Annotated in this window: 24 protein-coding genes; 20 read left to right on the top strand and 4 right to left on the bottom strand. The window is 69.0% G+C overall.

From position 1 onward, the window contains the following. Positions 1-96: 96 nt before the first annotated feature. Positions 97-1,374, bottom strand: a complete 1,278-nt coding sequence (locus tag J2W78_RS01685) for an aminotransferase class I/II-fold pyridoxal phosphate-dependent enzyme (RefSeq protein WP_253367456.1) — start codon at positions 1,372-1,374, stop codon at positions 97-99. A gap of 384 nt (positions 1,375-1,758) precedes the next feature. On the opposite strand from J2W78_RS01685, the gene J2W78_RS01680 reads away from it, so the two are divergent. Next, on the top strand, positions 1,759-2,439 hold the full coding sequence (locus J2W78_RS01680) for a response regulator transcription factor (protein WP_253367454.1): 681 nt from the start codon (positions 1,759-1,761) through the stop codon (positions 2,437-2,439). Positions 2,440-2,547: 108 nt separating this feature from the next. Here the strand turns inward: J2W78_RS01680 and J2W78_RS01675 are convergent, their stop codons facing one another. Then, positions 2,548-4,299, bottom strand: coding sequence for a flagellin (locus J2W78_RS01675; protein ID WP_253367452.1), 1,752 nt, complete (start codon positions 4,297-4,299; stop codon positions 2,548-2,550). 349 nt (positions 4,300-4,648) lie between these two features. After that, positions 4,649-4,948 carry a PilZ domain-containing protein gene (locus J2W78_RS01670; protein WP_253367450.1) on the bottom strand — a complete coding sequence of 100 codons (300 nt, stop codon included), beginning with the start codon at positions 4,946-4,948 and terminating at the stop codon, positions 4,649-4,651. 203 nt (positions 4,949-5,151) lie between these two features. Between J2W78_RS01670 and J2W78_RS01665 the strand changes: the two genes are divergently transcribed. From J2W78_RS01665 to fliQ, 11 genes are all read left to right on the top strand, one after another. Then, on the top strand, positions 5,152-5,712 hold the full coding sequence (locus J2W78_RS01665; protein ID WP_253367448.1) for a hypothetical protein: 561 nt from the start codon (positions 5,152-5,154) through the stop codon (positions 5,710-5,712). Between the two features lie 172 nt (positions 5,713-5,884). Further along, a complete protein-coding gene (locus tag J2W78_RS01660; protein WP_253367446.1) occupies positions 5,885-7,138 on the top strand; it encodes a DUF1217 domain-containing protein in 1,254 nt (417 codons plus the stop codon). A gap of 5 nt (positions 7,139-7,143) precedes the next feature. Beyond that, positions 7,144-7,872 carry a flagellar basal-body rod protein FlgF gene (gene flgF, locus J2W78_RS01655; protein WP_056194219.1) on the top strand — a complete coding sequence of 243 codons (729 nt, stop codon included), beginning with the start codon at positions 7,144-7,146 and terminating at the stop codon, positions 7,870-7,872. Positions 7,873-7,876: 4 nt separating this feature from the next. Beyond that, on the top strand, positions 7,877-9,205 hold the full coding sequence (fliI, locus tag J2W78_RS01650) for a flagellar protein export ATPase FliI (RefSeq protein ID WP_253367444.1): 1,329 nt from the start codon (positions 7,877-7,879) through the stop codon (positions 9,203-9,205). Between the two features lie 202 nt (positions 9,206-9,407). Continuing rightward, positions 9,408-10,619 carry a flagellar hook protein FlgE gene (locus J2W78_RS01645; protein WP_253367442.1) on the top strand — a complete coding sequence of 404 codons (1,212 nt, stop codon included), beginning with the start codon at positions 9,408-9,410 and terminating at the stop codon, positions 10,617-10,619. 78 nt (positions 10,620-10,697) lie between these two features. Then, a complete protein-coding gene (gene flgK / locus J2W78_RS01640) occupies positions 10,698-12,161 on the top strand; it encodes a flagellar hook-associated protein FlgK (RefSeq protein ID WP_253367440.1) in 1,464 nt (487 codons plus the stop codon). A 7-nt stretch (positions 12,162-12,168) separates the two neighbouring features. Further along, entirely contained in the window at positions 12,169-13,221 is a 1,053-nt protein-coding gene (locus J2W78_RS01635; RefSeq protein WP_253367437.1) for a flagellar hook-associated family protein, read from the top strand. A gap of 41 nt (positions 13,222-13,262) precedes the next feature. Then, on the top strand, positions 13,263-13,613 hold the full coding sequence (gene flaF / locus J2W78_RS01630) for a flagellar biosynthesis regulator FlaF (RefSeq protein ID WP_253367435.1): 351 nt from the start codon (positions 13,263-13,265) through the stop codon (positions 13,611-13,613). A 46-nt stretch (positions 13,614-13,659) separates the two neighbouring features. After that, entirely contained in the window at positions 13,660-14,145 is a 486-nt protein-coding gene (gene flbT / locus J2W78_RS01625) for a flagellar biosynthesis repressor FlbT (protein ID WP_437178564.1), read from the top strand. A gap of 6 nt (positions 14,146-14,151) precedes the next feature. Beyond that, positions 14,152-14,568, top strand: a complete 417-nt coding sequence (gene flgD / locus J2W78_RS01620) for a flagellar hook assembly protein FlgD (RefSeq protein ID WP_253367431.1) — start codon at positions 14,152-14,154, stop codon at positions 14,566-14,568. Between the two features lie 128 nt (positions 14,569-14,696). After that, a complete protein-coding gene (fliQ, locus tag J2W78_RS01615; protein ID WP_110350743.1) occupies positions 14,697-14,963 on the top strand; it encodes a flagellar biosynthesis protein FliQ in 267 nt (88 codons plus the stop codon). A gap of 15 nt (positions 14,964-14,978) precedes the next feature. On the opposite strand, the gene bamA is transcribed toward fliQ, so the two are convergent. After that, positions 14,979-17,420, bottom strand: coding sequence for an outer membrane protein assembly factor BamA (gene bamA / locus J2W78_RS01610; protein ID WP_253373942.1), 2,442 nt, complete (start codon positions 17,418-17,420; stop codon positions 14,979-14,981). Positions 17,421-17,912: 492 nt separating this feature from the next. On the opposite strand from bamA, the gene flhA reads away from it, so the two are divergent. The 8 genes from flhA (at position 17,913) to J2W78_RS01570 (ending at position 24,611) form a co-directional block, all read left to right on the top strand. Continuing rightward, entirely contained in the window at positions 17,913-19,994 is a 2,082-nt protein-coding gene (gene flhA, locus J2W78_RS01605; RefSeq protein WP_253367429.1) for a flagellar biosynthesis protein FlhA, read from the top strand. Then, positions 19,991-20,761 (top strand): flagellar biosynthesis protein FliR, encoded by a 771-nt coding sequence (gene fliR / locus J2W78_RS01600; RefSeq protein ID WP_253367427.1) that lies wholly within the window; start codon positions 19,991-19,993, stop codon positions 20,759-20,761. The genes flhA and fliR overlap by 4 nt, the downstream gene beginning before the upstream one ends. 5 nt (positions 20,762-20,766) lie before the next feature. After that, positions 20,767-21,177 (top strand): hypothetical protein, encoded by a 411-nt coding sequence (locus J2W78_RS01595; protein ID WP_253367426.1) that lies wholly within the window; start codon positions 20,767-20,769, stop codon positions 21,175-21,177. 74 nt (positions 21,178-21,251) lie between these two features. After that, entirely contained in the window at positions 21,252-21,722 is a 471-nt protein-coding gene (locus tag J2W78_RS01590) for a rod-binding protein (RefSeq protein WP_253367424.1), read from the top strand. A 5-nt stretch (positions 21,723-21,727) separates the two neighbouring features. Beyond that, complete coding sequence (locus J2W78_RS01585; RefSeq protein ID WP_253367422.1) at positions 21,728-22,072, top strand: flagellar protein FlgN; 345 nt, start codon at positions 21,728-21,730, stop codon at positions 22,070-22,072. Between the two features lie 3 nt (positions 22,073-22,075). Beyond that, entirely contained in the window at positions 22,076-22,522 is a 447-nt protein-coding gene (locus J2W78_RS01580; protein WP_253367420.1) for a hypothetical protein, read from the top strand. A gap of 107 nt (positions 22,523-22,629) precedes the next feature. After that, positions 22,630-23,523 carry a dihydrodipicolinate synthase family protein gene (locus tag J2W78_RS01575; protein ID WP_253367418.1) on the top strand — a complete coding sequence of 298 codons (894 nt, stop codon included), beginning with the start codon at positions 22,630-22,632 and terminating at the stop codon, positions 23,521-23,523. 101 nt (positions 23,524-23,624) lie between these two features. Then, entirely contained in the window at positions 23,625-24,611 is a 987-nt protein-coding gene (locus tag J2W78_RS01570; protein ID WP_253367416.1) for a DUF2336 domain-containing protein, read from the top strand. Positions 24,612-24,696 lie beyond the last annotated feature (85 nt).

The following is a 24,696-nucleotide window of genomic DNA, read 5'->3' as shown; positions in this document are numbered from 1 at the left end:
GCTGAGAGGCGATCCGGCACCACGACCTGTCCGGAACGGTCGGCGCGCTGGATCGGCTCGGTCCAAGCTTGGCGATGACGGAGTTGGACTGTCCGACTACTGCGCCGCCCGTGCCTCGACTGCGGCCAGCAGCGTACAGAGCGCCACCGCCTCGGCCGCCTTGCGCACGGCGTCGAGCTTCGGAAAGGTCGGCGCGATGCGCAGGGTCCGGTCGTGCGGATCCTTGCCGTAGGGATGCGTCGCGCCGGCCGGGGTCAGCGCGATCCCCGCTTCGCCCGCGAGCCGGACCACCTGCGAGGCGGTGCCATCAGCGACATCGAGCGTGATGAAGTAGCCGCCGAGCGGCCGGCTCCAGTGCGCAACCTCCCAACCGTCGAGACGGGCGGCGAACGCCTCTTCCACCGCGGCGAATTTCGGGGCGATCAGGGCGCGGTGGCGCTCCATATGCGCCGCGATCCCGGCGGCGTCGCGCAGGAAGCGGACGTGGCGGAGCTGGTTGAGCTTGTCCGGCCCGATGCTGCGGCGCCCGGCCTGGGCGAGATACCATTTCACGTTGGCGGGCGAGGCGGCGAGCATCGCGAGACCGGCGCCGGCCAGCGTCACCTTCGAGGTCGAGGCGAACACGATCGGCCGGTCCGGGTTTCCGGCCTCGGCGCAGGCCTCCAGAATGTTGACGAGCGCAGGCCGCGCCTCGGTGAGGTGATGCACCGCGTAGGCGTTGTCCCAAAGGATACGGAAATCGGGCGCCGCCGCCTTCAGCGAGGCCAGCCGCCGGACCGTCTCGTCGGAATAGGTCTCGCCGCTCGGGTTCGAGTACTGCGGCACGCACCAGATGCCCTTCACCGAAGGGTCGGCGGCCTCGCGCTCGACCGCCGCCATGTCCGGCCCCTCCCCCGTCATCGGGATCGGGATCATGCGGATGCCGAAGCCCTCGCACAGGGCGAAGTGGCGGTCATAGCCCGGGACGGGGCAGAGGATCGTGATCGGCTCCTGCTTCGACCACGGCCCCGCGCCGCCGGGCACGCCCTTCAGCAGGGCGTAGACGAGCACGTCGTGCATCAGCGCGAGGCTCGAATTGTTGGCGACCACGATCTGCTCAAGCGGCGCGCCGAGCACCGGCGCGAACAGCGCGCGGGTCTCGGGCAGACCCTGGAGGTTGCCGTAGTTGCGCGCGTCGGTGCCGTCCTCGGCGGTGGTGTCGCGGTTGCCGGGCAGCACCAGCATCTCGGCGGCGAGGTCGAGCTGATCGGAGGCGGGCTTGCCGCGGGTCATGTCGAGCTTGAGCCCCTGCGCTTTCAGGGCTTCGTACTCGCCGCGCAGGCGGGAGCGCAGCTCCGACAGCGTTTCGGGCGACAGGGTGGACAGCGACGGCATGGGATTCCTCGTGGCGGTGCCGAGCCCGCGTTCGAACCTGCGGCGCGCGCGCGGTCAAGGCCATCCCACCGGAAAGGCGTGGGCGAGCGCGACGCCACCCCACTGTGGCACATCTGTCACGTGTGCAGGTGCGAAATGATCAAACTCCTAACGCGGGACGAAGCCCGAGCTTGGCTTTAACGCGCCGTTAACCATTCCGAACAAAAAGCTAAATCCGTCAAATGATGGAGGAAGCGGAAGGCAGGAGCGTCTCGCGACAGCGAATACGCTCCCAAACCGCAATCCAAAAGCATTCGACAGCCCTCAACAGTTCAATCGGCCATGGCGGCGCGCGAGGACACTCGCGCCTGACGCAATGGTCTTGGACATCTTCGAGCACAGACGATGTATATCGTTGTCGACGAGCGGCAAAGCGTGACCGACCACTACGTCGCCGGCTTCGGCGCCGAGGGCGTGAAGGCGCAGGGGTTGGCCATCGGGTCGATGAAGGATTGGCTCGACGCGGCGCCGCGGATCGACCTCGAGGCGATCGACGGCTTCCTGATCGGGGATTGCGCCGACCGTGCCTCCTGCACCGTGGCGATCCGCTCGCTCAGCCGGGCGCCGATCATCGCCCTCAACGAGACCCGCTCCCTGGAGCAGACCCTGGCGCTGTTCACCGTCGGCATCGACGACGTGGTGCGCAAGCCCGTCCATGTCCGCGAGATCATCGCCCGCGCCACGGCGATCCGCCGCCGCACGGGCCGGGGCGTCGAGCCGGCGCCGGCCCCCGACCGGGCGGGCCGCCTCAAGGTCTACACCGACGGCCGCGACCCCGAGATCGACGGCGCCTGCCTGATCCTGCCCCGGCGCGAGCGCCACATCCTCGAATATCTCTCGAAGAACCGCGGCCGGCAGGTGACCAAGGGCCAGATTTTCACGGCGGTCTACGGCGACCTCGACACCAGCGTCGAGGAGAGCGTGGTCGAGGGCCATATCAGCAAGCTGCGCAAGAAGCTGCGGATGCGGCTCGGCTACGACCCGATCGAGGCCAAGCGGATGGCAGGCTACACCTTCGTCGGCTGAAGAATCCGCACACGATCTGTCCATGAAAAAGGCCGCGCTCGGTGAGAGCGCGGCCTTTTTCTACGCCGGGAAGTATCCCAGCCGCGCGAGCGGCTGGGACGTCTTAGCTTAGCGGAACAGCGACAGAACGTTCTGGCTGCCCGAGTTGGCGATCGAGAGCGCCTGCACCGCGAGCTGCTGCTGCGTCTGGAGCGCCTTCAGCTTGGTCGACTCCTCCTCGATGTCGGCATCGACCAGGATGCCGACGGTGCGGTCGTTGGCCTTCATCAGCGTGTCGACGAAGGTCTTCTGACCGTCGATCTGGGTCTTGTTGGCGCCGAGCTTGGTCCCGGCATCGGTCACCTTGGCGAGAGCCTTCTCGACCTGGGTGATGATGTTCTGCAGAGCCGTGTCGCCGGCCGTACCGGTGAGGTTGGAGATGTTGATCGAGCTGATCGAGAAGCCCGTCGTGGCATCCGCGGTGTCGAGGATGCCCTTGCCGGCCGTCGTGCCCGCCGCCGTGCCCGAGCCGGTCGACGCGGCCGACACCGGGGCCGTCTGGCCGGCCGTAAAGCCGAAGGACGTCACATCGGCGCCGCCCACGGTAATCGGAAGGGTCGAGCTGCTCGTCAGCGTCAACTTGTTGTCGGCCCCGAAGGCGATCCGGGCGGTGTTGCCGGCCGCCGTCAGCTGCGCATTGATCAACCGCGCAGTGTCGCTACCATTGACAGCACCGCTACCGGTCGAAGTCGGGGAGGCAAGTCCGCCGTAAAGGGCAGCGGTGAGCGTGACAGTCGTCGCTCTGTTCCCGTCATTGACCGTGATGACCTTATCAGCCGTCAGGTCCACCGTGGTGAAATTCGTTCCCGCCTTCACCGTAGGCGTGGCCGAGATCGCGCTGAAGCCGACATCGACGAGCGCGTTGGTGCCGCTCGCGTTGATGTTCTTGACCGAGATCTGAGCATCGGTCCCCGAGCCCGTCGCCGTGCTCGTGAAGGTGAGGCGTCCGGAGGCGTCCAGCGAAGCGGCGACCTTTCCGCTCAGCGGCGTCGTGGCGGTGTCGGCCGTGATCTGGTTGTTGATGGCGGCGAGGAACTCGTCCGTCGTCACCCGCGTCAGATCTCTGGCGGCAGAGGCCATCGTCGCACTGTTGATGACGATGTCCGCCGTGGAACCGTCACCGAGGCTGAGCGTGAAGGCAACCTCGTTGGCCCCGTTGAAATTCGCGGTCCCGCGGTTGGCGACGACGGCATCGCCCGGACGGAATGCGGCGGTCCCGGTGAGAGACGTCTGGGCGAACACTTGGCCGCTGGTTGCGGCGGTTGTGACGCTGCTTGCGTTGACGTCGTACAGCTTGATCGCATTGACGTCGACATTGATCTTGGAGAAGGTCACCGCGCCGCCGCCAGCGCGAGAGAAGCCGGCGATCACGCTCTGCGTCGCCTGATAGGCGGTGTTCGTCGCCGTAGAATCGACGGAGAGCCAGTTCTGACCCGACGAGTTCGACGAGTCGGCCGTCGCCTTCATCTTGCTCTGGATGGCCGCGATCTCGGTCTGGACCTTCGAGCGATCGACGCCCGGCTGAAGCGCGGTCTGCAGCTTGGCGCGCAGGTTCTGCATGTCGGACAGGATCGAGTTCAGGCCGTTATAGGCGGTGTCGACCGCCGAGGAACCGAGGCCGAGCGAGTCCTTCACGGCAGACAGGGAGGCGTTGTCGGTGCGCACCGTGGTGGCGATCGACCAGTAGGCGGCGTTGTCGGCGGCGGTCGAGACGCGCTGGCCGGTCGAGACGCGGTTGGAGGTGGCGTCGAGCTGGCTGTTGATGCCCTTGAGCGTCGTCAGCGCCGTCATGGCGGAGATGTTGGTGAGCAGGCTGGTCACGGATCAGACTTCCGGCAAAAGAGGGGGGACGGTTCTCAGGACCGGACTCGCACCGGTGCGGCCGCACGACCCTATCGAGAGGGCCGCGGCGAGCCCCTGAAGGCTCGTTTCGCCGCGCATCACACCTCCGGACTCACACCGGATCAACGGACCGACATCATGTCCATGAACCCGTCGGAGGGTTCACCCGCTGGCCTCTTCTCGAAGGCGGCTCCGCATGGTTGCGGAAGGCGCCTCGCGATGGGCCGACAATGGCGGTAGCCCGTTACGAAGCGATTAAGCGACCCTGCCCCCGCATCGTCCCGCCCCATGCCCTCCACAGGTCGGCCTCGTGCCTGTGGAGAAGAGGCTAAACGACCGGCTCACCCTCGAAGGCGACGCCCACGAAATCTCCGCGGCGCCAGCATAGCCGGGCATTCATCGTGCGCAGGTCATGCGCGGCGATCACGAGGGAAAACGTCTCCGGCAGGACATGCTCGGGGGCGACGCGGATCTTGGCGCCCCGAAGCGAGAGGTCGCGCACGGTGCAGGCGATCAGCCGTTCGGGGCCTAGGACGATGCGGCCCTGCTGGACGACGCGGTGACGCTTGCCCGCCCGTTCGACGGGCGCTGCGGCTTCCGGCGAAACACTTTCCCGCGGATCGGCCATGCTCGCTCCCCGGCGCCCTCTCCCTTCGGCTTAACGAGCACCCGCGGCACTGTCGATGAGACGGGACGCCCCTTTGCGGGGCATCGTTAACCGGACGTCAAGCATATTTGTAGACGGATCGTGAACGATGACGCTGTCGCCCCCGGGGCACGCACCGCGAAGACGTTTCGCGCGGCGCCCCGGGATCACCTGCCGAGACCTCCATGACGTCCGATTCCGCACGGCGATCCTCCCTCGGCACCGTCGCACGCCTGCCGGCGCGGCCGGTGGCGGGAAGCATCGCGGCCCGCCGTGCTCGTGAGGCAGCCGGCGAACGCACCGTGCTGGCAAGCCTCGTCCTGCTCGCCCTCACCGCCAGCGGGTTCGCCGGTTACGCCATCGCGACGGGAACGCACGAGTATGCGGTGCAGGCGGTTCTTCCCGCCGGCACAGCGCCCTTCACTTGGAAGAAGACCGTAGCGCAGGGGCGCCTGGCCGACCCCGATTTCGATCCCGTCACCACCGGCTCTCTGCCCGACCGGCCCGTCGCGGCAGCCGCCGGCCTTCAGGGCCCGGCGGAGTTGCCGGCCCTGCCGCCCGCGGGCGCCTACGCCCTGCGCGGGGTCGCCGACGGCATCGCGACCCTCGAGAACCGGGAGGGACAGCGCAAAGCCGCGCTCGGCAGCGTGCTACCCGGCGCGGGCCGCGTCCTGTCGATCCGCCGGACCGGCGCGGGCTGGGTCGTGATCACGACCGAGACGATCATCGGCCCGGTGGCGCCGTGACGCGACCGGCCGAAGGCGGGCAAGCCTGGGACAAGGGAGCCGCCCTAAGCATCGGCCCGAAAGGTGGCGACCGGCTTTCGGAAAAAGACGATGCAAAAGACGCATCGGATCCTGCTCGCACCGCCGAGCCGTTGGTCGCCCCCCTCCCGCGCTCCCGCTCAGGCGCCCGCCCGTGACCGACACCCTCACCAGCTACCGGCTGATCGCCAAGGATCTCCCCGCCTCCCTTTCCCGGAAGGCGGCCGAGCCGACGGTTGCCCGGGAGACCGCCTATTACGAGGCGCATATCGGCGGGGTGAAATCGGTCGACGACCTGCTCGGCGACCAGCGTCTCTACGCCTACGCCATGAAGGCCTACGGCCTGGAGGAGATGACCTACGCCAAGGCGTTCATGCGCAAGGTGCTGGAGGAAGGCGCTGCCAGCGCGGCGAGCTTCGCCAACCGTTTGGCGGACGACCGCTACACCGCCTTTGCCAAAGCGTTCAGCTTCGGCCAGGGCGTCACCGCCACGGGTGCCGACCCCGCGCGCTTCGGTGAGCCCGCCCGCGCCGCCTCGCTCAGCGCGCCGAAGCTCCTGGCCGATACCTACGATTTCAGCGGCCGGGCCGAGGCGAGCTTCCTCGTGGAGTCCCGGCTCGACGCCACGACGACGCAATCGGTCACGATCCGGCTCAACGCGCAAACCCTGGCCGGTCGGGTGGACAATCCCGCGAAGGTGACGCCGTCGGAGATCGCCGCAGCGGTGGCGGCGCAGATCGAGGCGTCCGCCCTCAAGGGCAAGGTGCAGGCGGGGCTTGCCGCCGACGGGAGCCTGTTCTTCGAGACCACCGCACTGACCGATCTCGGCGCCGACGGCGCTTACGGCGGCACGGGCCGGGACGCCGACACGCTGGTGAACGCGGGCGGGCCGAACCGCACCCTGACGATCCGGAATGCCCCGCTCTCCGCCGATCGGACCGCCGTCGATGTCGGCTTCGGCACGGATCTGGGGCCCGACACGATGGCTCAGACCGTCACTCAGGCCTACCTGCGGCAGTCGCTGGAGGGTGATGCGGGCGACGCCGATACGGGCGTGCGCCTCGCGCTCTACTTCGCCCGCAAGGCATCGACGCTCACGACCGCCTACGACATCCTCGGCGACGCGGCGCTGAGCCAAGTGGCCAACACCGTGATCGGCCTGCCGGCGACGAGCGGCGCGGCCACGAGCGAGGCCCTGGCCAAGCGGGCCCAACTCATCGCCGGCAAGATCGACATCGCGAGCTTCCGGGACCCTGCCAAGCTCGACGCCTTCGTGCGGCGCTTCGCGGCGATCTGGGACGCACAGAACAACACCGCCAGCGCACCCATCCTTGCTCTGTTCACCGGCACGGGCAGCCTCGACGCCGACACGCTCCAGAGCGTGCAGACGGCGCGGACCGGAGCTTAAGGGCCATGCAGAGCAGCCTCTACGTCGCCCTGTCGAGCCAGATCGCCCTCGAAAAGCGCCTGACCACGACCGCCAACAACGTCGCCAACATGGCGACGGTGGGCTTCCGGGCGGAGGAAGTCAGCTTCTCGGAACTGCTCGCCCGCTCGAACCGCGGCGAGGTCGCCTTCGTGGGGCCCGGCAAGAACACCATCTCGCGGGCTGCCGGCCCGACGACGAAGACGGATTCCACCCTGGATGTCGCCGTGCAGGGCGATGCGTGGCTCGGCGTGAAGGGCCCGAAGGGCGACACGCTCTACACCCGCGACGGGCGCCTGACGATGGACGCCAACGGGCAGCTGCGCACGGTGGGCGGCCTGCCGGTGGTCGATCCCGGCGGCGGCCCCCTGCTGCTCGATCCCCAGGCCGGGCCGCCGAAGATCGGCCGCGACGGCAGCATCCACCAAGGCGTGAACCAAGTCGGCGCGCTCGGCCTGTTCAGCATCGACCCGAAGGCGACGCTGACGCGCTCGGGCGAGAATGCCGTCGCCGCGAGCCTGCCCGCCCGGCCGGTCCAGGACTTCACCCGCATCGGCTTGGTGCAGGGCTACGTCGAGGGTGCCAACGTCAACCCGATCCTGGAGATGACCAAGCTCATCGCGATCCAGCGCGCCTTCGAGAGCGCGGCAACGATGACCTCGGAGGCCGACACGACCCTCACCGGCGCCGTCAAGACGCTGGGACCGCAGGGCTGATGCGATGACCCTCAACGCGATCGAGCGCCTGGAACGGGCGATGGAGGCCGGGCGCCGCGACCTGCCGCTGGTGCGGGTCGCCGGTCCCGTGCGCGAGGTGACCGCCAGCGCGGCGCGGGTCGCGGGCGTCTCCGCCTTCGTGCGGCTCGGCGACCGCATGGGTTTCTCCGCCGACGGCCGCATGCAGGTCGGCGAGGTGGTCCGCATCGATGCGGCCGGTGCCACCGTGAAGCCGTTCGAGAGCCGGATCGAGGCCGGCATCGGCAGCCTCGCCCACCGCATCGGCCCGGCGCAGCTGCGCCCGGACCCGCGCTGGAAGGGTCGGGTGATCGACGCGCTCGGCCGCCCCGTCGATGGGCTCGGCCCCCTGGCCGAGGGGCCCGCCAGCGTTCCGCTCGATGCCGACCCGCCCGCCGCGATGACCCGCGCGCGGGTGAAGACGCCGCTTCCCACGGGGGTGCGGGCGATCGACCTGTTCACGCCGCTCTGCGCCGGCCAGCGCATCGGCATCTTCGCCGGCTCCGGCGTCGGCAAATCGACCCTGCTGGCGATGCTGGCCGGCGCTCAGGGCTTCGACAGCGTCGTGGTCGCGCTGGTCGGCGAGCGCGGGCGCGAAGTGCGCGAGTTCCTCGAAGGGCCGATCGCCGCCGCCCGCGACCGTGCCGTGATCGTGGTCTCGACCGGCGACGAGAGCCCGATGATGCGTCGCCAAGCGCCAAAGGTGGCGCTGGCGGTGGCCGAATCCTTCCGCGACCGCGGGGAGTCGGTGCTGCTGATCGTCGATTCCGTGACCCGCTACGCCCACGCCGCCCGCGACGTGGCGCTCGCCGCGGGCGAGCCGGCGGTGGCGCGCGGCTACCCGCCGAGCGTCTTCTCGGACCTGCCGCGGCTCTTGGAGCGCGCCGGCCCCGGCGCGGAGGGCACGGGCACGATCACCGGGATCTTCTCGGTGCTGGTCGATGGCGACGACCACAACGACCCGGTCGCCGATTCGATCCGCGGCACCCTCGACGGCCACGTGGTGCTCGACCGCGCCATCGCCGAGCAGGGCCGCTACCCGGCGATCGAGCTGCTCGGCTCGATCTCGCGCCTCGCGGGCGAGGTCTGGACCGGGGACCAGCGCGAGCTGGTGCGCAAGCTGAAGAGCATGATGGCCCGCTTCGAGGAGACGCGGGATCTGCGCCTGATGGGCGGCTACCGCGCCGGCAGCGATCCCGACCTCGACCAGGCCGTCAGCCTCGTGCCGCGGATCTACGAGGCGTTGCGCCAGGAGCCGGGCCAGCCGCCGAGCCGCGACGCCTTCCTCGAACTCGCCCAATCCCTGCGGGGATGAGGATGACTTTGCCTTTCGATGACCCGGCGGACGCAGCCAAGTCTATGCAGGCTGCGAAAACCTGCCTGTGCCGCCCCGCCTTCGCGGGGGCAGCCGACGAAGCGCCGAACGCATCGCCGTCTGTGATCGACCACGCCTTCAGCCCCGCGCAAGCGACACCGTGTCCAGTGCGCAAGAATTCGAAAGTCAACGAGGTGTCCGCATGAGTCTCATCGGCGTGCTCCGCACCGGCGTTTCCGGAATGAACGCTCAATCCAACCGTATCTCGACGGTGGCCGAGAACATTCAGAACGCCAGCACCACCGGCTACAAGCGCACTTCGGCCGAGTTCTCGTCGCTGCTGCTCGATTCCGGTGACGTCGGCAACTACAACTCGGGCGCGGTCGAGACCACGTTGCGCCGTTCGGTGAGCGAGGGCGGCCCAATCGCCTCGACCAATTCCGACAAGGATCTCGCGATCCAGGGCAACGGCTTCTTCGTGGTGAGCGACGCCGCCGGCGCGCCCTTCATGACGCGGGCCGGCAACTTCGTGGTCGACGGCAAGACCGGCAACCTCGTCAATGCCGGCGGCTTCACCCTGATGGGCTACAGCCTTGCCAACGGCACCCCGAACCCCGTCCTCAACGGCGTGGCCGACCTCAAGCCGGTCAATGTCAGCGTGATGGGACAGGAGGCGCGTCCCTCCACCGCCGCCACTGTCAGCGGCAACCTCTCCTTCGAGACGCCGGTCTACGATTCGACGGCGACGGGCGCCCTCGGCTACTCGAAGAAGAACTCGCTCAAGGTCTACGACAATGTCGGTCGGCCGGTGACGCTCGACGTTCAGATGACCAAGACCGCTGCCAACGCGTGGACGGTCTCCTTCTTCGACCCGGCGACACCGGCCACACCCGTCGGCACGAGCAACGTGACCTTCGACGGCAACGGCAAGGTCAACGGCGGCGGATCGGCGTTCGTGGACGTGCCCAACGGCCGCCGCATCACGGTGGATCTGGGCGGCCTCACGCAGCTCTCCGGCGACCACAACCTCTCCGGCACCGCCAACGGCTCGTCGCCCACCTCGGTCAGCGGAACGGCCTTCGGCGAGGACGGCACCGTCTACGCGGTCTATTCCGACGGCACCCGCAAGGCCGCGTTCAAGGTGCCGCTGGCGGACGTGGCGAGCCCCGACAACCTCGCGCCGCGGGCGGGCAACGTCTTCACGACGAGCGCCGAATCCGGCGACATCCAGGTCGGCTTCGCCGGCCAGGGCGGGCGCGGCATCCTGAAGGCCGGCGCGCTCGAACAGTCCAACGTCGATGTCAGCACCGAGCTGACCACGATGATCGAGTCGCAGACGGTCTACACCGCCAATTCCAAGGTGTTCATGACCGGCAACGAACTGCTCGAAACTCTGATGAACCTGAAGCGCTGACGCGGACCATCGTCGCATCCGGGGGCGCCGGCCCGACACCGGCGCCCCCGTCTCGTATCGCGTCCCAGGAACCGACCGATGGGTCTCACCCTCGCGCTCAACACCGCGCGCGCCTCGCTGCTCGCGAACTCGAACCAGATCGCCGTCTCCGCGCGCAACGTCGCGGGAGCGAACGATCCCGGCTATTCGCGCAAGATCGCGACGCTGGTCGCCGGCAGCGCGGGCGGCGCCACGGTGACGATCACCCGCGCGGGCGACCCGGCGCTCTATGCCCGGACGCTCAACGCCTCGTCCGACGCCGCCCGCAGCGACGCCCTTCTCACCGGGCTGACGAAGCTCGCGCAGACCGTCGGCGACACCGAGGACCCGACCGCGCCGGCCGCGCGCCTCACGGCGCTCCAGGCGGCGCTCCAGGCCGCCGCCAACCAGCCCGACAACGCGCAGCTCGCCCGTGACGCGGTCGAGTCGGCCAAGGCCCTGGCGGGAAGCCTGAACCAGGCGGCGGACGCGGTCCACGCCGTGCGGGCGGAGGCCGATGCCGGCATCAACGCTTCGGTCAGCCGCATCAACGACCTTCTCGTCCGGTTCGATGCCGCCAACCGCGCCGTCACCAAGGCCACGGCCCTGGGCGGCGACTCCACCGACGCGCTGGACGACCGCGACCGCATCCTGACCGCGCTGTCCCAGGAGATCGGCGTGACGGCGGTTGCCCGCGAGGGCGGCGACATGGCGCTCTACACCGATGGCGGCGTGACCCTGTTCGAGCGCGGGCCCCGCTCGGTCGCATTCTCGGCCACCACCGTCTTTGCCGCGGGCACCGTCGGCGGCGGCGTGACGATCGACGGCGTGCCGGTGACCGGGGCCGCCTCGCCGATGCCGCTCGGCTCCGGGCGGATCGCCGGGCTCGCAGCCCTGCGCGACGGTGCGGCGGTCCGTTACGAGGCGCAGCTCGACGCCCTGGCCGGCGGCCTGATCGACGCCTTCGCCGAGACCGACTTCTCGTTGATCGATGAGGGTCCGCGGGCCGGCCTGTTCACCGCGGGCGGCCGCGCGCTGCTACCCACGGGCGCCGGACGCAGCGGCCTCGCGGCCTCGATTTCGGTCAACGCGGCGGTCGATCCGGCCCGGGGCGGCTCGGTCGCCCTGCTGCGCAGCGGCGGCATGAACGGCAGCGACTACATCGACCCTGCGGCGGGCGAAGACGCAGCCTATGCGGGCCGCCTTCGCGGCCTTCTCACCGGGCTGTCGGCGGCCCGGCCCGTCGATCCGTCGCTGGGCCTCGACACCTCCGCCGGCCTGCCCGACCTCGCCGCGGCCTCCGCGGGGTGGCTCGAAGCGCAGCGCAAGGAGGCCTCGACCGACGCCTCCTACCAGAGGACCCTTCTGACACGCGCCAATGAGGCGCTCTCGAACGTCGCGGGCGTGAACGGCGACGACGAGACCGCTCTCGCCCTGCAGTTGGAGCGCTCCTACAGCGCGTCGGCCAAGCTCCTCTCGGTCGTCAACGACCTCCTTAAGACCCTCTTCGACGCGGTGCGGTGATACGGCCATGATGACGACCGGCTTCATCTCGAGCCTCAACCTCTGGAACGCGCCGCGCACCGGCGCCTCACGGCTCCAAAGCGAACTCGCGACCGCGACCAAGGAGATAGCCACCGGCCGCTTCGCCGATGTCGGCGCGACGCTCGGCGGCGGTGTCGCCGGGGCCTTCAGCCTGCGGCGGCAAAGCGCCGTGCTGGCCTCGCTGACGCAGAGCAACACCGCGGCCACGTCCCGGCTCGCGGCGACGCAGGGCGCTCTCAACGAGATTCGCTCGGTCGCCGACGCGGCACTCAACGAGCTCACCGCGCTCCCCGCCAACCAGCGTGCGAAGACGCTCGTGACCTCCGCCCCCGGCCGCCTCGCGGCGCTGGCGGGGGCACTCAACACCAGCGCGAACGGTCAGTTCGTGTTCGGCGGCACGAACAGCGGAACGGCACCGCTGACACCCTACGAGGGCAGCCCGATCTCCGCCGCCAAGACGGCCGTCGATGACCTCTTCACGAATTTCTTCAACGTCGCACCGGGCTCTGCGGCGGCCTCCGAGATCACGCCGAACCAGCTCAAGGTCTTCCTCGACGGACCGCTCACCGGCCTGTTCACCGAGGTGAACTGGGGCCGGACATGGTCGGGCGCGTCGAGCCGAACCCTCGACAGCCAGATCTCGCTCACCGAGACCGTCACCACTTCGGTCACCGCCAACGCCGAGCCCTTCCGCAAACTCGGCATGGCCTACGTCATCGCCTCGGGGCTCGGCCTGTCCGGCCTCTCGCAGGAGGCGCAGAACGTGGCGACGAGCAAGGTCATGGAGCTTCTGGGCCAAGTCAGCGGGAGCCTCACGACGGTGCAGGCCGATCTCGGCCGCGTCCAGAGCCAGATCACGGAGGCGAACACACGCATGGCCAAGCAGACCGCGCTGCTAACCGGACAGATTCGGGATCTGGAGAGCGTCGATCCCGCCGAAGCCAAGAGCCGGGTCGATGCCATCACGACCCAGATGCAGATGTCCTACGGGCTGACCGCGCAGTTGCGCAGCCTCAGCCTGATCAACTTCATCTCCTGAACGCCCGCTTTTTTGAAACCGAGTACGGAGCGTCGGCCCCGATGTACCGCCTGTCCTATGCCGAGATCATGGAAGACGCGCCCGACCTCGGTCGCGAGCGCGAGCGCGACGCCTTCGACCGGGCGCTCGGCCAACTCCGCACGGCCGAAGCGCGGGGATCCGCAGCCGGTTCGGCGCGGAGCGCCGCGGTCGGCTCGATCCAGGATCTCTGGAACGTGCTGATCGCCGACTTGCTCGACCCCGAAAACGCCTTGCCCGAGGGTCTGCGCTCCGACCTCGTGGCGATCGGCCTGTGGAACATGCGCGAGGCCGGCGAAGTGCTGAGCGCACCCGAGCGCAGCCTCGCGGCCTTGATCGAGGTCAACACCTCGATCCGCGACGGATTGCAGTAGGGGGCGGGCCATGACGCGCGAAACCGGCCGGGCCGCGGCCCGCACCATGCACCTGAGCCTGAAAGCGGGCGAGCGCGTCTACATCAACGGCGCGGTGGTGCGCGTCGATCGCAAGGTCGCGCTCGAACTGATGAACGACGCCACCTTCCTGCTGGAGGGCCATGTCCTCCAGGCGGAGGAGGCGACGACGCCCCTGCGCCAGCTCTACTTCGCGGCGCAGACCATGCTGATCGCCCCGGCCCAAGCCGGCCCGGCGCGGTCGCTCTATGGCCGGATCGAGGACGGCATCCTGGCCGTGACGACCGAGCCGGCGATCCGGGACGGGTTGACGGCGGCGCACGCCCTCGTCGAGGCGGGCCGGGCCTTCGAGGCGCTGAAACTGATCCGCGGCCTCTACGCGACGGAGTCCACTTTGCTCGGCCCCTCGGCTCCCCTCCCCGAGGTACCACCCGCCGCCCTCGTGCCATCCGCCCGCTCCGGCCAACGCCGCCGGCCGCGGACCCGGCCGGCCCTCTCCTCCGACAAGGCCTGAACTTCCATGGACGTCAGCAGCACCGGCACGAATACCGGCACCACCAGCACGACCACCGCTGCGGCGGCGAAGGCGGCCACCTCGGTCGCCTCCAAGATGAACGCCGACACCTTCCTGACGCTGCTGATGGCCCAGCTTCAGAACCAGGATCCGACGAAGCCGATGGACTCGACGGAATATGTCGGCCAGCTCGCCACCTTCTCGCAGGTCGAGCAGGCCACCAAGACCAACCAGAAGCTCGACTCGCTGCTGACCTCGAGCTTCCTGAATCAGGCGGACGCGATCATCGGGCGGAACCTCACCTCGGCGGACGGCCTGACGTCCGGCACGGTACAGTCGGTTCGGGTCACCGGCGACGGCGTGATGGCCAAGCTCACCGACGGCCGCGAGATGCTGCTCGCCTCCGGCATCTCGATCAGCTAGAGCATCAGCCTGAAAGGCGGCCGCTGGCCGTCGGAAAAGCTGATGAAAAACAAGGGCCTAACGCATCGGCTCGAGCGGTGGGTTTCGGCCTTCGGAAAAAAGACGATGCGCCCTCTGAAGGCCGTCCCATGAACGAGGTCGACGCCCTCGAACTCGTCCGCTCCGCGATCTGGACGGTGCTGGTCGCCGCCGGCCCCTCCGTCGGCGCGGCGATGCTGGTCGGCATCGCGGTCGCCCTGCTTCAGGCGCTGACGCAGATCCAGGAGGTGACGCTCACCTTCGTCCCGAAGATCGTCGCGATCCTCCTGGTGATGCTGGTGACCGGCACCTTCGTCGGCTCGCAGATCTACGCCTTCGCCGAGATGACCTACGGCCGGATCGCGACGGGGTTCTGAGGCCAAGCCGCGTCATCAGAACCGTGTCCCGCCCGAGAAACGGAAGGCCTGCGTCTGGTCCTTGCCGACCCGGCCGTAATAGGTGCCGTCCGCCCCGTAGACACGGGTGCCCTCGTCCTTGGTGAGCGCGTAGGCGTAATCGAAGCGGATCGGCCCGAGCGGCGAGTTCCACAGGATCGAGGCGCCGATGGAGGAGCGGATCGTCGCCTTGTCGCGCACGTTCACGCATTCGGGCTCCACGCTGATCGCGCCGGCGCTGTAGCTGCAGCCGCCGGTCGGGCTGGTGCCGTTGATGAAGCCGTCGCCGTTCACATCGAAGCTGCGCTTGCCCTTGTAACCGAGCAGCGTGCCCGCATCGGAGAACAGGGCGCCCTTCAGGCCGAGATCCTTCGGGATGCCGGGCAGCGGGAACTGCACCTCCAGCGTGCCGCCGAAATAGGTCGAGCCGCCGAGTGCGTTGGAGCGCGCGTCGCCGGTGCCGACGTCGCGCGGGCCGATCCCGTTGACGGCAAAACCGCGCACCAATGACGGACCGAGAAAGAACTGGTCGGTGACGCGCAACGGGTTGCCGTCGGTCGCTCCCATATGGCCGCCCTGGAACTTGACGAAGCCGACCACGTCCTCGCCGAACTCCCGGTAGGCTCGGGCCTCGCCCGTCAACCGGTAGAAGTTCGAATCGCCTCCGAGACCGGCGATCTCGGGCTTCAGCTCGGCGTAGAAGCCGTTCTTCGGTGCCTGCAGGTTGTCGAGCGTGGAATAGGCCAGGGTCGCGCCGACGAGCGAGGTCAGCGTCGAGCCCTGCGCCGACTTGATGGCGATCGAGGCCTCGCCGTCATAGGTGCAGGCGGGATAGGCCGCCTGTCCCGCGGCATTGACCGCAGTGTAGCCGCTGATGGGGCTCGAGCAGTCGTTGTAGGGCTGGCTCAGCGTATTCGGCACCTTCAGGTCGGTGTTATAGATCGAGTAGCGGAAGGTGACGCCGAACTCATCCGTCACCGGCAGGCCGAGACGCAGTTGCGTGCCGACGACCGTGGTCTCGTAGCGCGAGTACCGCGCGAGGTTGCTGTACTTGTAGAAGCCGTCGATGCCGGCCGCCATACGGTAGCCGAGGAAGTACGGCTCGGTGAAAGAGAGATCGACACCGCGGGCATACTCGCCCGCCTGCACCGCGAGGCGCACGTACTGGCCGCGGCCGAGGAAGTTCGACTCGGAGACCGAGACCTCGCCGATGATGCCGTCCTGGGTGGAGTAGCCGCCCGCCACCGAGAACGAGCCCGTGGGCTGATCCTCGACGTCGATGTTCACCACCACCCGGTCCGGCGCCGAGCCCGGCTCGTTGGAGAAGCGCACCTTCTTGAAGAAGCCCAGTCCGTTCAGCCGGCGCTCGGCGCGGTCCACCAGCACGCGGTTGTAGGCATCGCCCTCGGTCAGATCGAGCTCGCGGCGGATGACGTAGTCGCGGGTGCGGGTGTTGCCGCGGATGTTGATGCGCTCGACGTAGACGCGCGGTCCGTCCTCGACCACGAAGCCGAGGGCGACCTGATGCGTGGCGCGGTCGCGCTGGCCGGTGGGACGCACCTGGGCGAACGGGTAGCCCTGGCGGTTGACCTCGTTGGTGACGCCGACGAGGGTCTTCTCGACATCCTCGGCGTTGTAGACGTCGCCGACCTGAGCGCGGATCTGTCCGTCGAGGGCCTCGCGGTCGATGCCGGCGATGCGCGGATCCACGGCCACCGCGCCGACGGTGTATTGCTCACCTTCCTCGACGGTGACGTTGATGACCCAGCCGGCATCCTCACCGGTCTCGACGTAGCGGGCGTCGGCGTTGACGACGCGGAAGTCGGCGTAGCCGTTCTTGAGGTAGTACCGGCGGACGATGTCGAGGTCGGCGGAGATGCGGTCGGGATCGTAGACGTCGGAGGTCTTGATGAACGAGAGGAAGTTCATCTCGGACGAGGACATCAGCCCCTTAAGGGTCGATTCCGAGTAGGCGCTGTTGCCAATGAAGTGGATCTCGCGGATGCCGGTCTTATCGCCCTCGTCGATGGCGAAGACGACGTCGGAGCGTCCGCTGGGCAGGTCGACGAGACGGTAGCTGACCTTGGCGGTGCCGCGGCCCGAACGCTTGTAGACGTCGCGGATGCGCTCGACATCCGCCGCGACCTGGGCGGGATCGAGGGGCGCGGCGCCCCGCGTGACGATGGCGGCTTCGAGCGTCGCCTTCTCGACTTTCTTGTTGCCCTCGAAGACGACACGGCCGGTCACGGCCTTCTCCCGCACCCGTACCAGCGTCCGGTCGCCGTCACGGGTCACCGAAACGTCCGAGAAGTAGCCGCTCGCCAGCAACTCGCGCCGCGCGTCGGCCGGGGCATTCTCGACGATGGCGCGGATCACCGCCGCATCGACCCGGCGGTTCCCCTCGACGGTGAATTCGGCGGCCTGCGCTTCAGCGGCCAGGGGCGCAACCGCTGCTGCGAGGAAAAGGCAACGGCGGAAACAGAGGGATCGGGGCACGGACAGGCTCAGGCAGGCCGGAGCGACCGCGCTCCTCACGCGATATTCGTGGGAATTTTTCACACGTCAACGCGACAAGCCCCGTCGGCGTGCGGCGGAGCACCCAGCTCAACGGAGCCGAGACGGACAGGCTTGACGGTAGGGGAAACGGTTGGGACCGGGCGGAGGAAGCTGTCGAGACTTGACCGCCCGGTCCCGCGCGAAGGCCTCGACCTTGGGAAGGACAAAAGCTTCGACAGAGAAGACCTTAGCACTCAGAGCGGACAACGGCAGCACCCGATTCGATGCCCTGCCATGCGGCGGATGACGGCAGGCTTCGAGAGTCACGGTTAAGAGCGGCTGCTGACCCTCGCCTACCCTTGCCCGCGGGCACCCATCCCCGCGCAAGCTTGTCGCGCCACAACCGCCTCGACCTTGAGGGAATCGGTTCACGTCATGGCGGTGAGCGAAGCGCTCGTCCTGGAAAAGCGGTCGCGGCGCGACTTCGGCTTCGCGGCCGGCATCGTCGCGATCCTGGCGGTGCTGTTCCTACCGGTGCCGGCGGTGCTGATCGATGTCGGGCTTGCCTTCTCGATCGCGCTGTCGGTGCTGATCCTGATGGTGGCGCTCTGGATTCAGAAGCCGCTCGAATTCTCCGCCTTTCCCACCGTGCTGCTGATCGCGACGCTGCTGCGGCTGGCGCTCGGCATCGCCACCACGCGGCTGATCCTGGCCAACGGCCAGAAGGGCGTGGACGCCGCCGGCCACGTCATCCAGGGCTTCTCGCAATTCGTGATGAGCGGCGATTTCGTCATCGGAATCGTCGTCTTCGTGATCCTCATCACGGTCAACTTCCTCGTCATCACCAAGGGTGCGACCCGTATCGCGGAGGTGGGCGCCCGCTTCACCCTCGACGCCATCCCCGGCAAGCAGATGGCGATCGACGCCGATCTCAATGCCGGGCTGATCGACGACAAGGAGGCGCAGCGCCGCCGACGGGAGCTGGAGGAGGAGTCGGCGTTCTTCGGCTCGATGGACGGCGCCTCGAAATTCGTGCGCGGCGAGGCGGTGGCCTCGCTCATCGTCATCTTCGTCAACGTGTTCGGCGGCGTCATCATCGGCACCACCCGCCACGGCATGCCGCTCGGCCAGGCCGCCGACGTCTTCGTCAAGCTGTCCGTCGGCGACGGCCTGGTCTCGCAGATCCCGGCCCTGATCGTCTCGCTGGCGGCCGGCCTCCTCGTCTCCAAGGGCGGCACCCGCGGCGCGACCGAGGAAGCCGTGCTCGGCCAGCTCAGCGCCTATCCCCGCGCGCTGATCGTCGCCGCCGCCTTGATGCTGATGTTCGCCATCGTCCCCGGCCTGCCGTTCCTGCCCTTCGTCACGCTCGCGGGCCTGATGGGCTTCGTGGCGATCACCATTCCGAGGCGCCAAGCGGCCCGGGCCGCCGCCGCGGCAGCCCAGGTGAAGCGGGAGGAGGAGAGCAAGCAGGCCGAGACCAAAGAGTCGGTCAAGGAGCAGCTGCGCACGCCGGAGATCGAGCTCTGCCTCGGCCGTCAGGTCGCCGCGCAGATCCAGGGCAACCACGCCGAACTGCACCACCGGGTCGCCAAGATGCGCCGCAAGTTCGCGCGCCAGTACGGCTTCGTCGTGCCCGACATCAAGCTCACCGACAGCCTCAACCTGCCGCCCAAGACCTACCAGATCCGCATCCACGGCACGGTCGCCGCGACCCAGGAGATGCGGCCCGGCGAGTTGCTCGTCGTCGTCGGCGACGGTCCGCGCCCCGATGTGCCGTCCGAGGAGGTGCGCGAGCCCGCCTTCGGCATGAAGGCGCTGTGGATCGTCGACGCCTATGCCGGGGAGGTGCGCCGCTCCGGCTTCGAGGCGATCGACGGCGCCTCGGTGCTGCTCACCCACCTCTCCGAGGTGATCCGCAACAACCTGCCCCAGTTCCTGTCCTACAAGGACATGCGGGCGCTGCTCGACCGGCTCGACCCCGAATACAAGCGGCTGATCGATGAGATCTGCCCGTCGCAGATCTCACATTCGGGCCTCCAGGCGGTGCTGAAGCTGCTGCTCTCCGAGCGGGTCTCGATCCGCAACCTGCACCTGATCCTGGAGGCGGTGGCCGAGATCAGCCCGCATGCCCGCCGCGCCGAGCAGATCGCCGAGCACGTGCGGATGCGCGTCGCCCAGCAGATCTGCGGCGATCTGGCCGAGGACGGGGTGCTGCACGTGCTGCGGCTCGGCGCCAACTGGGATCTGACCTTCCACCAGAGCCTGAAGCGCGACGCCAAGGGTGAAGTCATCGAGTTCGACATCGACCCGCGCCTCGTGGAGCAGTTCGGCCTTGAGGCCGGCGAGGCCATCCGCGAGCGGATGCGGCAGGTCCACGGATTCGCCCTCGTCACCGCCCCCGACGCCCGGCCCTACGTGCGGATGATCATCGAGCGAATCTTCCCGACTCTGCCCGTGCTCTCGCATCTGGAAATCGCCCGCGGCGTCGAGTTGAAATCACTGGGCACGATCTCGTGATTCCGGGCTTCGGCAGCTTGTTCGGCGGAGAGGCCTTCCTCGGCGTCTTCCTGATCTTCTGCCGGATCGGCGGCTGCCTCCTGATCGTGCCCGGCTTCTCCAGCCCGCGCGTGCCGGCGCAGGTGCGGCTCCTCATCGCCGGCGGCGTCTCGCTCGCCGTCACGCCGCTGCTGCTGCCGCTGTTCCAGACCAAGCTCTCGGGCCAGGCGCCGACCGAAACGCTGACCTGGGTCGCCAGCGAGACGATCACCGGGCTGCTCATCGGCCTGCTCGGGCGCATCTTCATCTTCGTGCTGGAAACCGTGATGAACGCGGTCTCGACCATGGTCGGCTTCGGCTCGATGCCGGGCACGCCGGTCGAGGGGACCGACGCCATCCCCGCGGTCGAATCGCTGATCGTCTTCGCCGCGGTCGCGCTGATGTTCGCCGCCGACCTGCACTGGGAGCTGTTTCGCGGCCTTGTCGATTCCTACGGCCGCATCCCGCCGGGCGAGGGCTTCGGGACGCAGACTGCGCTGGTGCGTATTGCCGACCAGATCGGCGAAGCCTTCACCCTCGCCCTGCGGATCGCCGCCCCCTTCATCATCTACGCGGTGGCGGTGAACCTCGCGGCGGGCTTCGTGAACAAGCTCACGCCGACGATTCCGGTCTACTTCGTTGCCACGCCCTTCGTGATGTTCGGTGCGCTGCTGCTGCTCTATTACCTGTCGAGCGAGTTCATGACGCAGTTCCTCTCCGGCTACGTCGCTTGGCTTCGCAAAGGCTGAGCGTCATGTCCGCCGCCGACATCGCCAAGCGCCTGAAGCGCGCCGAGCGCCTCACCGCCGTGCAGGAGCAGATGCGCCGCGCCGCCGAGTGGCAGCTCGCCGAGACCCGGCGCAATGCCGAGGCGGTCGAGGCGGACCGGGCGGCCTTGCTCGCGGCGGTCGGGTCCTCGGCGCACGGCCACCTGTTCCTGGAAGCCGCCAACCGCCGCCTGCGCGGGCTCGCCGCGCGGGCGACCGAACTCGAACGCATCGCTGCCTCCCAGGCGGACGACGTGCGCGAGCAGGGCCTTGCGCAGAAGCGCGCGGAGCTGAGCGCAGAGCGGATCGAGACGCTGCTCGGCCGGGAACGCGACCGGATCGACGCGATGGAGCGGCTCGACGGCCTCGCCCAGCGCCGCGATGCAAGCCTCCCGTAAGCCAGCGGATCTAGGATCGATCCATCCTCAGCGGCGTGCGCCCGGTTCGCGCCGCATCAAGGTTTGACGGCGCGATGAGCATCACCCCCCCTTCCGACATCGTGATGGACGTGGCGCGCGCCGCTGACCCGGCCCGCTATCAGGAGGCCGCGGCCAAGCTGTCGCAGCCCGGCGACCCGACCGCCTTCGCCAGCGCCGCCGACGAGGCCGCGCGCGAGGTGGGCCTGACCACGCACATGCCCCTCGACGTCCACGGGGCGCTGACAGGCCTGAAGAACGAGACCGCCCGGACCGGCTCCGCCGACCCTTACCGGAAGTTCGAGGGGCAGGTGATCCAGCAATTCGTCGAGGCGATGCTGCCCAAGGCCGAGACCGTCTTCGGCAAGGGCAATGCTGGCGGCATCTGGAAGTCGATGCTCGCCGAGCAGCTCGGCCAGCAGATCGCGCAGACCGGCGGCATCGGCATCGCCCGCATGCTGAACGCCGCCCGCCCCGCCAACACCCCGGTCACGCCCACGGGCACCGGCGTCGCGGGTAAGGTCTGACCCTCATGCTCCTCGAATCCCTGAAGCGGCTGGAGGCCACCGTCGAGGCCGAGACCGAGGCGCTCCATGCCAACACGGCCCTCGATCTCGACGCGGTCAACCGGGCCAAGAGCCGGAGCCTCCTCGAACTCACCCGCCTCGCCCGCGGCCTCGACGTGGCGACCCTCGACGCCGAGACCGGGATCGTGCTGGCGCGCCTGCGCGACAAGCTGATCCGCAATCAGGAGGCCGTCGCCCTGCATCTGCGGGCGGTGGAGGAGGTCGGCGAGACGCTGCAGGCCAGCCTTCAGGCGGCCGAGTCCGACGGCACCTATTCGGCCCGCTTGTCCGCACATTTGGGACGCGATTGAGCCATGCGCGTCCTCGTCTCCGGCCTGTGGATCTGCGCCGTCACCATCGCCTCCTGCTACGCGGCGGTGACCTTCGGCGGCGGGTTCTTCTCGAAATCGACCGAGCCCTATCTCGAAGGGCTGCAATATCAGAAGCTCGCGCCCATCAACATTCCGATGGTCGCCGAGGGCAAGGTGCAGGGTTACGTCATCGCCGTGCTGGTCTTCACCGCCGACGCCAAGCTGATGCACACGCTCCCCGTCGCCCCCAACGCCTTCGTGGTCGATGAGGCCTTCCGCCAGATCTACGGCGACACGACCATCGATTTCCGCAAGCTCGCCCGCTACGATATCAACGGCCGGCTGGCCCAGATCCGCGCCCGGGTGAACGAGCGCCTCGGCTCCGACGTGGTGAAGGACGTGCTGGTCGACGAGCTGAACTTCGTGGCCAAGCGCGAGGTGCGCTCGTAACCGCGCACGGGATCGCTCCGCTCGCCGTGATCGGTTGAACTGACCGCCGCGTCGAACTTGCGGTCGGCGTTGACCGCGCTCCGGCACCCGCTCATCCTGCCGCCGCCATGACCTGCTTCACCGGCCTCTCCGCTTTTCCGATCACCCCCGCCGCCCCCGACGGACGCGTGGATACGGCGGCGTTGCGCGCGCTGGTCGCCCCGCTCGCCGTCGCGGGCGTGGACTCGGTCGGGCTGCTCGGCAGCACCGGCACCTACGCCTATCTCTCCCGCGCGGAGCGCCGCCGGGCGCTCGATGCGGCTCTCGACGAGGCCGGTGGCCGAGTGCCGGTCATCGTCGGAATCGGGGCTTTGCGCACCGACGAGGCCGTGGCCTTGGCGCAGGACGCGCGGGCGGCGGGCGCCGCCGCCGGGCTCCTGGCCGCCGTCTCCTACACATCGCTGACCGACGAGGAGGTGTTCGAGCATTTCTCCGCGGTCGCGACGCAGGGCGGCCTGCCGATCTGCATCTACGACAATCCCGGCACCACGCATTTCCGGTTCACGCCCTCGCTGGTCGGGCGGCTGGCGCAGGTGCCCGGCATCCGCGCGCTCAAGAGCCCGGCGCCGGATTCCGACGCGGTGGCCGGCCAGCTCGACGCCCTGCGCCGGGCGGTGCCGGCCGAGTTCCGGCTCGGCTACAGCGGCGATTGGAACGCGGCCGAGGCGCTGCTGGCCGGCGGCGAGGCTTGGTACGGCGTCGCGGCCGGGCTGTTTCCGGAACCCTGCCTCGCGATCCTGCAGGCCGCTCAAGCCGGCGAGACCGCGCGGGCACGCGCCCTGAACGCGCGGATGCAGCCGCTCTGGGACCTGTTCAAGGAATTCTCAGGCCTGCGGGTCACTTACGCGGCCGCCCGCCATCTCGGCCTGTGCCGAACCGATCCGCCCCGGCCGATCCTGCCGCTGCCCGAGCCCGTCCGGAATCGGGTGGCCGAGGTCGTGGACCGGCTCGCGCTTGCCTGATCCGGCCGCAGCGGGACACTCGCGCTCGTGCGTCCTTAAAGGTCGATTCACGCAGAACTGTTTGACTCACTCCCAGAGTAAGTTCTGCGTAATCGAGTGCCATGCCCCCATCGGTCGCCGGCGCGCCGGACCTATCCGGCCTCATCGAGCTCTCGCGCGATCCCGCGCTGGATCTGAAGCCCGTGATCCTGCGGGTGCAGACCGACCTGTTCCTGGCCGCTCCGGTCCATGACCGGGCGATCCTCAGGGAGTTCGAATCCCTCGCCGCGGGGCTGATCCCGACGGTGGACGAGGAGACGGCGCGCATCGTCGCCGAGAAGCTCGAGGGATGCCCCGACGTCCCGGACGGCGTGCGCGCCGCGCTCGAAGCCCGCGGCTTTCCCATCGCGCTGCCGCCGGAGCCCGAGACGGAGGCGGAAGCCGACCGGGCGCTCGCCAAAAATCCCGGCGCGCTGATCGGCACCCGCGTACTGGACCGCCTGCTCGCCCGCGCCCGGACGGACGCGGATCTCGCCCGGATCCTGCTCGGCCGGCCCGACATCCCGCCCGCCGACCTCGCGCCGCTCTGGCTCTATGCCGGTCCGGAGCAACGCAGCGCGATCACCCAGGCCGTCGAGGCCACCGCCGCCCTCCGCCCCTGCCCGCCGGCCCCCCGCGCGCTCGCGACGAGTCTCGTCGAGCATTCCCATTCCCGCGACGTGCAGGCCTTCATCACCGCGCTCGGCCAGGGGCTCGGCCTGCCGCCGAACTATCTCGGCGCCGCCGTCGATCCGGTCGCCCGCTACGACCTGCTGACGCTTGCATTGCGCGCGGCGGATCTGCGCGAGGGCGAAGCGGTCTTCGTCTTCCTCACGCTCAACGACAGCGTCGCGCGCTCGGTCGATCGGGTGTTCTCCCTCGTCACGCTGTTTCGCGAGACGAGCCGGGCCACCGCCCGCGACCTGCTCTGCGCGATCTTCGGCGTGCCCGTGATGGAGCGCGCCGCGGGCGAGCACCAGCCGCTGCACGGCCCCGAAGCCAAGCGCGGCAGCATCGCGGCCGAGCGCCTGCGCACGGTGCTCCCGACGCGCCTGCGCCGGACGAGCTGACGCCGCGCCTGAACGCGAGAGCATCGCCCTGGATATCGGATCCAGGACGATGCTCTCGGCACTTGTTTTTGCATCATCTTTTTCC

Origin of the sequence: Methylorubrum extorquens (genome assembly GCF_024169925.1) — a bacterium.
GTDB classification, from domain to species: domain Bacteria; phylum Pseudomonadota; class Alphaproteobacteria; order Rhizobiales; family Beijerinckiaceae; genus Methylobacterium; species Methylobacterium extorquens_A.
Note: the sequence above shows the minus strand (reverse complement) of the source record. Positions and strands in the feature narration are given on the sequence as shown.